The organism is Enterobacter sp. MEB024 (genome assembly GCF_030209635.1).
Taxonomy (GTDB): Bacteria; Pseudomonadota; Gammaproteobacteria; order Enterobacterales; family Enterobacteriaceae; genus Enterobacter; species Enterobacter ludwigii.
In genome coordinates, this window is sequence record NZ_JARVRQ010000012.1 from 75727 (window position 1) to 87663 (window position 11937).

At 56.4% G+C, this 11937-nt stretch carries 8 protein-coding genes; 5 read left to right on the forward strand and 3 right to left on the reverse strand.

Going from position 1 to position 11937, the window contains the following annotated elements; all coding sequences use genetic code 11:
- Positions 1-88 precede the first annotated feature (88 nt).
- Both mfd and QRN24_RS18180 read right to left on the reverse strand, forming a co-directional pair.
- On the reverse strand, positions 89-3535 hold the full coding sequence (gene mfd, locus QRN24_RS18175; RefSeq protein ID WP_025204447.1) for a transcription-repair coupling factor: 3447 nt from the start codon (positions 3533-3535) through the stop codon (positions 89-91).
- A gap of 148 nt (positions 3536-3683) precedes the next feature.
- Positions 3684-4757: an acyltransferase family protein gene (locus tag QRN24_RS18180; protein WP_014169594.1), complete on the reverse strand. Its 1074-nt coding sequence runs from the start codon at positions 4755-4757 to the stop codon at positions 3684-3686.
- Between the two features lie 256 nt (positions 4758-5013).
- Between QRN24_RS18180 and lolC the strand changes: the two genes are divergently transcribed.
- From lolC to cobB, 5 genes are read left to right on the forward strand one after another with little or no spacing between them, the layout of a single operon-like run.
- The gene (gene lolC / locus QRN24_RS18185; protein ID WP_025204446.1) at positions 5014-6213 is read left to right on the forward strand and encodes a lipoprotein-releasing ABC transporter permease subunit LolC; all 1200 of its coding nucleotides are present in this window, start codon (positions 5014-5016) and stop codon (positions 6211-6213) included.
- Positions 6206-6907, forward strand: a complete 702-nt coding sequence (lolD, locus tag QRN24_RS18190) for a lipoprotein-releasing ABC transporter ATP-binding protein LolD (RefSeq protein WP_284942941.1) — start codon at positions 6206-6208, stop codon at positions 6905-6907. Before lolC ends, lolD begins: the two co-directional genes overlap by 8 nt.
- Positions 6907-8151, forward strand: coding sequence for a lipoprotein-releasing ABC transporter permease subunit LolE (gene lolE / locus QRN24_RS18195; RefSeq protein ID WP_284942942.1), 1245 nt, complete (start codon positions 6907-6909; stop codon positions 8149-8151). The genes lolD and lolE overlap by 1 nt, the downstream gene beginning before the upstream one ends.
- 54 nt (positions 8152-8205) lie before the next feature.
- On the forward strand, positions 8206-9117 hold the full coding sequence (nagK, locus tag QRN24_RS18200; protein WP_284942952.1) for an N-acetylglucosamine kinase: 912 nt from the start codon (positions 8206-8208) through the stop codon (positions 9115-9117).
- 14 nt (positions 9118-9131) lie between these two features.
- Positions 9132-9953, forward strand: a complete 822-nt coding sequence (gene cobB, locus QRN24_RS18205) for a Sir2 family NAD+-dependent deacetylase (RefSeq protein ID WP_014169599.1) — start codon at positions 9132-9134, stop codon at positions 9951-9953.
- Positions 9954-9999: 46 nt separating this feature from the next.
- Here the strand turns inward: cobB and QRN24_RS18210 are convergent, their stop codons facing one another.
- The gene (locus QRN24_RS18210; RefSeq protein ID WP_284942943.1) at positions 10000-11931 is read right to left on the reverse strand and encodes a methyl-accepting chemotaxis protein; all 1932 of its coding nucleotides are present in this window, start codon (positions 11929-11931) and stop codon (positions 10000-10002) included.
- Positions 11932-11937: the final 6 nt, after the last annotated feature.

The window sequence follows — 11937 nt, forward strand, 5'->3', positions numbered from 1 at the left end:
GAATGGGTATGTCGGGAAATCCAGGTGAAGTGCAAAGAGTTTGTAAATTGTCCCCCCGTAAGCATTGCGCCAACGGGGGGAAGGGGAATTATGCGACAGCGTTCTCTTCCAGCTGACGCATAAAGTGACGAACCCACTCCATCCGGTTTTTACGATCCGTCAGCTCCTGCGTAAATTTCAGACGCGTTGGACCATCCAGACGGAAATGCTGCGGCTGTTTCTGGAGCAGACCGATTAGCCACATCGGATTAACGTGATTCTTCTCGGCAAATTCAATCACGCCACCTTTTTCATTGCCTTCGAGCTTACGAATGCCCAGCTTCTGTGCCTGCTGGCGCAGCCTCGCAATATCCAGCAGGTTTCTCGCGGCATCCGGCAACAGGCCAAAGCGATCGATCAGCTCTACCTTAATTTCATCCAGTTCGTTCTCATTTTTCGCACTGGCGATACGTTTGTAGAACGACAGACGCGTGTTCACATCCGGAATAAAATCATCCGGTAGCAGGGAAGGCATGCGCAGTTCCACCTCAGTTTGCTGGCTGGTCAGATCTTCCAGCGATGGCTCACGTCCGGCCTTCAGGGCATCGACCGCATTTTCCAGCAGCTCCATATAGAGCGAGAAGCCGATGGTTTCCATCGAGCCGCTCTGGTCTTCGCCCAGAAGTTCACCTGCACCGCGGATCTCAAGGTCGTGTGTCGCCAGCGCGAAGCCCGCGCCCAGATCTTCCAGCGATGCGATAGCCTCCAGACGTTTTTGCGCATCGGTGGTCATCGCTTTCGGATGCGGGGTCAGCAGCCAGGCGTAGGCCTGATGGTGCGAGCGGCCAACGCGGCCACGCAACTGGTGAAGCTGCGCCAGTCCAAAGTGATCCGCGCGCTCAATAATGATGGTATTGGCCGTCGGAATATCGATCCCGGTTTCAATGATGGTGGTACACACCAGGACGTTAAAGCGCTGGTGGTGGAAATCGTTCATCACCCGCTCCAGCTCGCGCTCGCGCATTTGACCGTGACCGATAGCGATGCGCGCTTCCGGCACCAGTTCGGCCAGCCTGTCCGCCGCTTTCTGGATATTTTCCACGTCGTTATAGAGATAATAGACCTGACCCCCGCGCAGTACTTCACGCAGAATAGCCTCGCGGACGACCAGGTTGTCGTACTCACGAACAAAGGTTTTTACCGCCAGACGACGTGCCGGCGGCGTGGCGATAATCGACAGGTCGCGCATGCCGCTCATCGCCATATTCAGCGTTCGCGGGATCGGTGTGGCGGTGAGGGTGAGGATATCGACGTCGGCACGCATCGCTTTAATACGCTCTTTATGACGGACCCCGAAGCGGTGTTCTTCATCGACGATCAACAGCCCCAGATCTTTCCACTTCACATCACTCTGCAGCAGCTTGTGGGTGCCGATCAGAATATCGATCTTACCCTCGCTGGCCTGTTCCAGAATCTGGGTCTGCTCTTTGGTACTGCGAAAACGTGACAGCATCTCAATACGAACCGGCCAGTTGGCGAAACGGTCGCGGAAGTTGTCAAAATGCTGCTGGGCGAGCAGGGTGGTAGGCACCAACACCGCGACCTGTTTGTTGTTTTCTACCGCGAGGAAGGCGGCGCGCATCGCCACTTCGGTTTTGCCGAAGCCGACATCGCCGCAAACCAGCCTGTCCATCGCCAGCGGCTGGCACATGTCGCTCAGCACAGCATTAATGGCCTGGGCCTGATCCGGCGTGGTTTCAAACGGGAAGCTATCGCAGAACATCTGGTACTGTTGTTTATCATGCCTGAAGGCAAAGCCTTCTTTGGCCGCGCGTTGGGCGTAGATATCCAGCAGTTCTGCCGCCACATCACGCACTTTTTCCGCGGCTTTCTGCCGCGCGCGCGCCCAGGCGTCGCCGCCCAGTTTATGTAATGGCGCATGATCTTCTGCACCGCCGGCATAGCGGCTGATGAGATGCAGTGAGGAGACCGGCACATAGAGTTTGGCGTCATTGGCGTAGGTCAGCATCAGGTATTCGCCCTTGATGCCACCGGCTTCCAGCGTCGTCATGCCCTGATAACGGCCCACCCCGTGCTCCAGGTGAACAATCGGCTGGCCGGGGTGCAGTTCGGCGAGGTTACGGATCAGCGTGTCCGGATTAATGGTGCGACGGCTGTCCTGACGGCGGCGCGCCACGCGTTCCCCCAGCAGGTCGCTTTCGCAAATCAGCGCCAGATTGTTGAGGGTATCCACAAACCCGTGCTCGGCGGAGCCAATCATCAGATAACGGCCATTACCGGTGGCTTCACTCAGGCGCAAAATACGTTTCGGCGCAATTTTGATCCGCCCCAGCAGTTCACCCAGCGCTTCCCGGCGGCCTTCACTTTCAACGGAAAACACGACCGGCCCGGTAAAGGACTCGAGGAACTTGCGCAGATTATCCAGCGGCGACTTCTGCTGCGCCTGAACGGATAAATCCGGTAGCGTGCGGAAGGCGAGGTTGGTATTGGCGGCCTTGTCGGCGAGCGAATCGGTTTTGAGCTGCATACGCGGCCAGCGTTTCAGCTCGGCGTTCAGCTCATCAGTGCGCAGCCACAGCACCTCCGGTGGCAACAGCGGACGCATCGGGTCCACGCCCCGGTTTTCAAAGCGGGCGCGGGTTTCGCTCTCAAAACGGCTGGCGCTGGCGTCGATATCACCGGTGTTAACAATCAGCGTATTGGCCGGGAAATAGCTGAACAGCGCGGGCAGAGGCTCGTTAAAGAACAGCGGCTGCCAGTATTCAATACCCGCCGGCAGCGTCCCTTTGCTGACCTGCTGGTAGATATGTTCGGCATCGCGTTTGACGTCGAATCTGTCGCGCCACTGGCTGCGGAACAGCTCGATTGCGGTTTTGTCTGTCGGGAACTCATGTGCGGGCAGTAAATTGATGGAGTCCACTTCTTCCAGCGTGCGCTGCGTGTCGGCGTCGAATACGCGCAGGCTGTCGATTTCATCATCGAAGAAATCCAGACGATACGGCTGGTCGCTGCCCATCGGGTAAAGATCGAGCAGTGCACCACGCGTGGCATATTCCCCGTGCTCCATCACCTGATCGACATGGCGATAACCGGCGCTGTCGAGCTGCGCGCGCAGGGCGTCCCGGGACAGGCGCTGGCCTTTTTTCATCACCAGCGCATGGCCATGAAGATAGCTGTGCGGACAGACGCGCTGCATCAGGGTGTTTACGGGGACGATCAGCACGCCGCGCTGCATCGTCGGTAACTGATACAGGGTCGACAGACGAGAGGAGATGATCTCCTGGTGCGGCGAGAAACTGTCATACGGCAGCGTTTCCCAGTCGGCCAGACTGAACACCAGATTGTCAGTGAACTGGCGGATTTCATCATGCAGACGCAGGGCATTTTGCATATCCGGGGCAACCAGTACCACCGGACCCGGGTGTCGCTCAGCGATTTCTGCCACCAGCGTGGCGCACGCCGCGCCAGTAAGTTCGCCCAGCTGGCGCTGATCGCCCGCTTTGACAGGCAAGGAATATCGATAGTGTTCAGGCATGGCTATGTCAGAGTCTCTTGGGGATATACCAACAGTATTGGGGCATATCACTGATACGCAATGTCTTTATTATCCTCGATCGTTTTACATAATCAAACCGGAACCGCACAGGGAGGAAATTCGCCCCCAAAAGGGGGCGAAAAGCGCATCAGCGGCTGGCCGATGACGGAGAAAGCGTGGAAGGCGGGGAGAAGAACACATCACCAAACAGTGCGGTGGAGACCTTACGCACCCCAAGCCCGGCAACGGTGCAGAGCAACAGGCTGGCAAACGGGTAGACCAGAATCAACGTCAGCTCCGCCCAGACCGGCCAGTATGCGGCATTCATCTCACCAATCAGGAACAGGCTAAAGGCCTCAATCAGGATGCGATGGGTGGTATAAATCGCGATGGTATTAGAACCGATCACGTTAAGCAGATTATTAGGATGGACGGCATAACGTTGCTCAATGCTGTAGAAAAGCTTCATGATCAACACAATCGACAGCAGGGAGAGCAGCAGCGGGACGTTAGCAAACCACAGCACCACAGAGACGGCAGCGAAGGCGGCTAACGCCAGCCAGGCGCGACGCAGATTGAACCCTTTCATCCACGCCATCAGCTCAGCGCCATACCACGCGCCGAGGCTGTAGTAGATCATGTTGCGCACCACGCTGTTCATTCCCCACCACGGCAGCGGCAGGAAGTTTATCGCGACGCTCGCCAGTGCCAGCAGCCCCAGTACCGGCAGCTTCCAGCGGCTCAGTAGTTTACACAGCGTGAAATAGACCACCAGGGCATACAGATACCAGAGACTGGTGCTGGCGGTGAGCATTCCCTTCACAAACCCGGAAAGGGAATCGGCATAGGCCGCATTGGAGGAGGTGGCCAGTTCACGCTCGGGAGCAAGCCAGGCGTTGAGGTGGCTCAGCGCCTGCCATTGCAGAACGCCCCACAGCGCCAGTACCCAGACAATGCTCCAGATCCGTTTATCGAGACTGGTACGCCAGTCCACCTCATCGATGTAACGTCGAATCAGATAGCCGGAAATGAAGAAAAACACCGGCATGCGGAAGGGAGCAAGATAGAGATTAAAATAGACCCAACATTTGGCGAGAAGACCGGATAACGGATGTTGTAACCCATTGAGATGGGGATAAAAGGTGATGACTGAATGGTAGATAACCACCAGGCAAATACACAGCCCTTTTATCTGGTTAATCCATAATGCTTTTTGCTTCATTGTTCGCGACTACCTTTTTGCCATAAACGAACGAACAATTGTTGTTAAACAAAACCGTGATGTAACGGGTAACAGTCTGTATCAGGAGGTTTTTCGGAAAAGGTGGAGGCTGTACAGGGAGGTTTCAGAGAGTAGTACCCTGATTTATCTGAATTTTTCAGAAAAATGATTACCAAAGCTTACGGTTTCAGTCATTTACGCTTAAGGGATTCGCTTATATACTCGTGGGTCTGCTATCAGCAAACAGACGGATTTCATGTACCAACCTGTCGCACTCTTCATAGGCTTACGTTACATGCGTGGGCGCGCCGCGGACCGTTTCGGTCGTTTTGTCTCCTGGCTTTCGACTATTGGCATTACGCTTGGCGTAATGGCTCTGGTGACGGTTCTTTCCGTCATGAACGGCTTTGAGCGCGAGCTGCAAAACAACATCCTGGGGCTGATGCCGCAGGCTATCCTCTCCTCAACCAACGGTTCCGTTAACCCACAACAGCTCCCGGAAAGCGCGGCGAAGTTACAGGGTGTCACGCGCGTTGCGCCGTTAACCACGGGCGATGTGGTGCTGCAAAGCGCCCGTAGCGTGGCGGTCGGTGTGATGCTGGGCATTGACCCGGCGCAAAACGACCCGCTGACGCCGTTCCTCGTGAACGTGAAGCAGACCGACCTGGAAGCCGGCAAATATAACGTGATCCTCGGCGAGCAACTGGCCGGGCAGCTTGGCGTCAACCGTGGCGACCAGCTGCGCGTAATGGTACCGTCGGCCAGTCAGTTTACGCCGATGGGACGTTTGCCAAGCCAGCGCTTGTTCACGGTGGTTGGCACGTTTGCCGCCAACAGCGAAGTCGATGGTTATCAGATGCTGGTGAATATTCAGGACGCGTCACGTCTGATGCGCTATCCGGCGGGGAATATCACCGGCTGGCGCCTGTGGCTCGACGCCCCGCTAAAAGTGGATACCCTCAGCCAGCAAACGTTGCCGGAAGGGACCAAATGGCAGGACTGGCGTGAACGCAAAGGCGAGCTGTTCCAGGCCGTGCGGATGGAAAAAAATATGATGGGGCTGCTGCTGAGCCTGATCGTGGCGGTCGCGGCCTTCAACATCATCACCTCACTGGGGTTGATGGTGATGGAAAAGCAGGGTGAAGTCGCCATTCTGCAGACTCAGGGGCTAACGCCGCGCCAGATCATGGCGGTATTTATGGTGCAGGGTGCCAGTGCCGGGATTATCGGTGCGCTACTCGGTGCGGTGCTGGGGGCGCTGCTCGCCAGCCAGCTTAACAATTTAATGCCGATCATCGGCGCTCTGCTTGATGGTGCGGCGCTGCCCGTGGCTATCGAACCGTTACAGGTGATTGGAATTGCGCTGGCTGCGATGGCCATTGCGCTGCTTTCTACGCTTTATCCTTCCTGGCGCGCTGCCGCCACTCAACCCGCTGAGGCTTTACGTTATGAATAAGATCCTGTTGCAATGCGACAACCTGTCCAAACGCTATCAGGAAGGCACTGTGCAGACTGACGTGCTGCACAATGTGAGCTTCAGCGTGGGCGAAGGTGAGATGATGGCGATTGTGGGCAGTTCCGGCTCCGGCAAAAGTACGTTATTACACCTGCTCGGTGGGCTGGATACACCCACCAGCGGTGACGTGATTTTCTCCGGCCAGCCAATGAGCAAAATGTCATCTGCGGCAAAAGCGGAGCTGCGTAACCGCGAGCTGGGCTTTATCTACCAGTTCCACCACCTGCTGCCGGATTTCACGGCGCTGGAAAACGTGGCGATGCCGCTGCTGATTGGTAAAAAGAAACCTGCAGAAATTAACACTCGCGCCAGCGATATGCTGAAAGCGGTTGGGCTTGGGCATCGCGGTAACCATCGTCCTTCTGAACTTTCCGGCGGTGAACGCCAGCGTGTGGCCATTGCGCGTGCGCTGGTCAACAATCCGCGCCTGGTACTGGCGGATGAGCCAACGGGTAACCTGGACGCCCGCAACGCGGACAGTATTTTCCAGCTGCTGGGTGAGTTGAATGCCTCGCAGGGAACCGCGTTTCTGGTGGTAACCCACGATCTCCAGCTGGCAAAACGGATGGGGCGTCAGCTTGAGATGCGCGACGGTCATCTGAACCCAGAACTGACCCTGATGGAGGCGGAGTAATGGCTTCACCGTTATCGTTACTCATAGGGTTGCGTTTTAGCCGCGGACGTCGTCGCGGCGGCATGGTGTCACTGATCTCGGTGATCTCCACCATCGGTATTGCGCTGGGGGTGGCGGTGCTGATCGTGGGCCTTAGCGCCATGAACGGTTTTGAGCGTGAACTGAATAACCGCATCCTGGCGGTGGTCCCGCACGGTGAAATCGAACCGGTGAATCAGCCGTGGACGCACTGGAGCGATGCCCTGAGCAAAATCGAAAAAGTGCCAGGCATCGTGGCGGCCGCACCTTACATTAACTTTACCGGGCTGGTCGAGAGCGGCGTTAACCTGCGCGCCATTCAGGTAAAAGGGGTGAACCCGGTGCAGGAAGAGCGCCTCAGCGCGTTGCCGAAATATGTGCAAAACGGCGCGTGGGCAAACTTTAAGGCCGGTGAACAGCAAATTATTATGGGCAAAGGCGTTGCCGAGGCCCTGAAGGTTAAGCAGGGCGACTGGGTCTCTATCATGATCCCGAACGCCAGGGCCGACCACAAGCTGCAGCAGCCTAAACGTGTACGCCTGCACGTCACCGGTATTCTTCAGTTAAGCGGCCAGCTCGATCACAGCTTTGCGATGGTGCCGATGGAAGACGCGCGCCAGTATCTCGACATGGCCGACAGCGTGACGGGGATTGCCATTAAGGTCAACGACGTCTTCAACGCCAATAAGCTGGTGCGTGATGCCGGCAGCGTGACCAATAACTATGTCTACATCAAAAGCTGGATTGGCACTTACGGTTATATGTACCGTGATATCCAGATGATCCGCGCCATTATGTATCTGGCGATGGTGCTGGTGATTGGGGTCGCGTGCTTTAATATCGTTTCGACGCTGGTGATGGCGGTCAAAGACAAGAGCGGCGACATCGCCGTCCTGCGTACTCTGGGGGCAAAAGACGGTCTTATTCGTGCCATCTTTGTCTGGTACGGTCTGCTGGCTGGGCTGTTCGGGAGCCTCTGCGGCGTGGTGATTGGCGTGGTGGTTTCTCTGCAGCTGACGCCAATTATCAATGGCATCGAGGCGCTTATTGGCCACCAGTTCCTGTCAGGTGATATCTATTTTATTGACTTCCTGCCGTCTGAATTGCACTGGCTGGACGTTTTTTATGTGCTGGTAACGGCACTTTTACTGAGTCTGCTGGCAAGCTGGTATCCGGCGCGTCGCGCAAGCCGAATTGATCCGGCGAGGGTACTAAGTGGCCAGTAATTACGTCATGATTTAGCGGTCGTCAGGCCGCCAAATCAAAAAGAGGAATGCATGATGTATTATGGATTTGATATTGGCGGCACCAAAATTGCGCTGGGCGTGTTTGATAAAAACCTCAAACTGCAGTGGGAAACCCGCGTTCCCACACCACGCGAAAGCTATGATGAATTTTTAACTGCCATTGCCGCGCTGGTGGCGCAAGCTGATTCACGTTTTGGCGTGAAAGGCAGCGTCGGCATTGGTATTCCGGGAATGCCCGAAACTGACGATGGTACGCTGTATGCGGCCAACGTTCCTGCTGCCAGCGGTAAACCGCTGCGCGCCGATCTCTCCGCTCTGCTTGAACGCGACGTGCGTTTAGATAATGATGCCAACTGTTTTGCACTCTCCGAAGCCTGGGACGATGAGTTTCAGCGCTATCCGCTGGTGATGGGGCTGATCCTCGGCACGGGCGTAGGGGGAGGGATCGTCATCAACGGTAAGCCGATTACCGGGCGCAGTTACATTACGGGAGAGTTCGGCCATATCCGCCTGCCGGTTGATGCCCTGGCGGTCGTCGGGCGCGACTTCCCGCTGACCTGCTGCGGTTGCGGTCAGCACGGCTGTATTGAGAACTACCTCTCCGGACGTGGGTTTGCATGGCTTTACGAACACTTCTATCATCAGAAACTTGAAGCCCCTCAAATCATTACCTTGTGGGAGCAGGGGGATGCGCAGGCGCGAGAGCACGTTGAGCGCTATCTGGATCTGCTGGCGGTGTGTCTGGGTAATATTCTCACCATCGTCGACCCGGATCTGCTGGTGATTGGGGGAGGGCTTTCAAACTTTAGCGCGTTAACGGAACAGCTGTCCGGGCGTTTGCCCCGACATTTATTGCCGGTTGCCCGCGTGCCGCGTATTGAACGTGCGCGACACGGGGACGCAGGAGGGATGCGCGGAGCCGCATTCCTTCATCTCACCGATTAGTTTACGAGGTTTTTATGCTGTCGCGTCGCTTAGGTCGACTCAGCCGTTTTCGCAAAAATAAACGCCGCTTACGTGAGCGCTTGCGCCAGCGGATCTTTTTCAGAGACAGAATGATGCCAGAAGCGATGGATAAACCCAGAGTGGTGGTGCTGACCGGGGCGGGGATCTCCGCAGAGTCAGGTATTCGTACTTTCCGCGCTGCGGACGGGTTATGGGAAGAGCACCGTGTTGAGGATGTGGCGACGCCGGAAGGCTTTGCCCGCGATCCGGATCTTGTGCAGGCGTTTTATAACGCCCGCCGTCGTCAGCTGCAGCAGCCAGAGGTTGTGCCTAATCCGGCGCATCTGGCGCTGGCGAAGCTGGAAGAGGCGCTTGGCGATCGTTTTTTGCTGGTTACGCAGAATATCGACAATCTGCATGAACGGGCCGGTAACAAAAACATCATCCATATGCACGGTGAACTGCTGAAAGTTCGCTGCGCCTGGAGCGGTCAGGTGCTGGACTGGAAAGAGGACGTGCTGCCTGAAGATAAGTGCCACTGCTGCCAGTTTCCGTCGCGCCTGCGCCCGCATGTGGTCTGGTTTGGTGAAATGCCGCTTGGTATGGATGACATTTACAGCGCGCTGGCCATGGCGGATGTCTTTATCGCCATTGGCACATCTGGCCATGTCTATCCAGCGGCCGGCTTTGTTCACGAAGCGCGGCTGCACGGCGCGCATACGGTTGAGCTGAATCTTGAGCCGAGCCAGGTGGGCAGTGAGTTCGAAGAGAAGCACTATGGCCTGGCCAGTACCGTCGTACCGGAGTTTGTCGATAAGCTCCTGAAAGGGCTGTAATCGCGATAGCCTGAAAAGGCACCCGTCCTGCGGGTGCCTTTTTTGTTTATGGCGTAAAGTACGCCAGCGTTTTCTCCAGCGATTTCGCCTGCTCGTCCAGAGACAGGGCCGCTGCCGAGATCTGCTGTACCAGGGACGCGTTCTGCTGGGTCGTGCTGTCCATCTGATTGACGGCAATGCTGACCTGGCTAATTCCCCGATTCTGCTCATCCAGAGCCTGAACAATATCGTTAATCACCAGATGCACATGCGACACGGCCTCAATGACCTGCTTCATCATGACGCCGGTTTCATTGACCAGCTCAACGCCTTTGCTGACACGGCCTGAAGACTCGGCTATCAGCTGGGAGATCTCTTTTGCCGCGTTGGCGCTTCGCTGGGCAAGGTTGCGAACCTCACCTGCCACCACTGCAAAACCGCGCCCCTGTTCGCCCGCGCGCGCCGCTTCTACGGCGGCATTCAGCGCCAGAATATTGGTCTGGAAGGCGATACCGTCCACAATGCTGTTGATCTCTCCAATCTTACGGGCGCTTTCGTCAATTTCCCCGATCACCACCACGACATCGTTGACCAGCGTCTCGCCATGTCCGGCAAGGGTCGCGGCGCGATCGGTAAGGGTGGTAGCTTTGTGCGCATTGTCGGCGTTATTTTTCACCGTGACCGAAATCTCTTCCATGCTGGCCGCGGTTTCGACAATCGCCGCTGCCTGTTCTTCGGTGCGTGAGGCCAGATCGAGATTGCCTGCCGAAATTTCACTGGTGCCACCGTGAACGGAGTGGCTGGCTTCGCTGATGTTACCCACGATGCGCTTGAGCTGCATCTGCATGGTGTGCAGGGCGTAAAAAATACTGCTGGTATCCCCGGGACGCACCGGGATAGCGTTGTTCAGGTCGCCTCCGGCCACGGCCAGCGCGATCCCGGCGGCATCTGACGGTTCGCCCCCCACCGGGCGGTCCACTTTACGGGTAAAGATTTGCGCCATGACCAGGCTGACAACCACAATGCTTAACACCATCAGGAGGATGGCTTTCAGTAAAAATTGTCTTGCCTCGGCCATCACTTCGCTGACCGGGGTGACGATAGCCAGCTTCCAGGGCGTCTGACTGTTGCCGATGGTAATCGCCTGCCAGGTGATAAATGCCTCTTCCTTCAGTTGAGGATCGTTTGTGCGTATCACCTCATCCCCTGTGACAGTTCCGGTGTAAGGCTTGCCTACGGCACGTTTATCCGGGCTGGAAACCACGCTGTTGCCCGCCGACAGAAGCAGGGCGTAGCCTGTACCGTTCCACGGTTTAATCGCCCCGATCATCGATTGCAGGGTCGCGAGTGAGAAATCCGACGTGACGGACCCCAGGAACTGACCCTCACGCATGATGGGGGCGGCAATCGAGGTGAGCATTACGTCCACCCCATTGTAGGGATAAATATAGGGTTCGATGATGACATCTTTTTGCCGTTGCTTCGGCAGCAGATAATAATCGCCGCTGCCGGGCGTTTCGATGTCCGTCAGCAGATGTAATGCCTGTTTGCCTGTGGCGTCGCGGTCAACGTAGCGGGCGTAACGTCCGGCGGGATCTTCACCGCTCTGACCGGCAAAGGTGGCATCGTTGCCATCGAAGGCATCAGGTTCAAAGGCCATCGACATTGAAAGAAACTGAGGGTACGCTGAGAGATAATGGATTAGCAGCTGGTTGAGTCCCTGTCGATCAACGATGCCCGCGTCGCGCATTGCCTGAGCGCTATTTCCCATGTCACGCGCGGCCGCCAGAGCGGAATCCATCTGTTTACTGACCTGCAACGACTGCACTTCAGCTATCTGACGGATGTGTTTTTTAGCCAGCACTTCTTGCTGATCCATCCACTGCCACATCATAAAACCGATCGTTGCCGTAAAGCCCACCGTCACGGTGAGGAAAATGGACAATAGCATCAACGTCTTGACTCTTATTTTTTGTTTTCGGACCATGGCGTCTTTCATTCTCAA

Bases quoted from the DNA above. Each gene is read 5' to 3' on its own strand.
- lolC (WP_025204446.1), top strand. From the start codon at position 5,014: ATGTACCAACCTGTCGCACTCTTCATAGGCTTACGTTACATGCGTGGG.
- nagK (WP_284942952.1), top strand. From the start codon at position 8,206: ATGTATTATGGATTTGATATTGGCGGCACCAAAATTGCGCTGGGCGTG.
- cobB (WP_014169599.1), top strand. From the start codon at position 9,132: ATGCTGTCGCGTCGCTTAGGTCGACTCAGCCGTTTTCGCAAAAATAAA.
- lolE (WP_284942942.1), top strand. From the start codon at position 6,907: ATGGCTTCACCGTTATCGTTACTCATAGGGTTGCGTTTTAGCCGCGGA.
- QRN24_RS18180 (WP_014169594.1), bottom strand. From the start codon at position 4,757: ATGAAGCAAAAAGCATTATGGATTAACCAGATAAAAGGGCTGTGTATT.
- lolD (WP_284942941.1), top strand. From the start codon at position 6,206: ATGAATAAGATCCTGTTGCAATGCGACAACCTGTCCAAACGCTATCAG.
- mfd (WP_025204447.1), bottom strand. From the start codon at position 3,535: ATGCCTGAACACTATCGATATTCCTTGCCTGTCAAAGCGGGCGATCAG.
- QRN24_RS18210 (WP_284942943.1), bottom strand. From the start codon at position 11,931: ATGAAAGACGCCATGGTCCGAAAACAAAAAATAAGAGTCAAGACGTTG.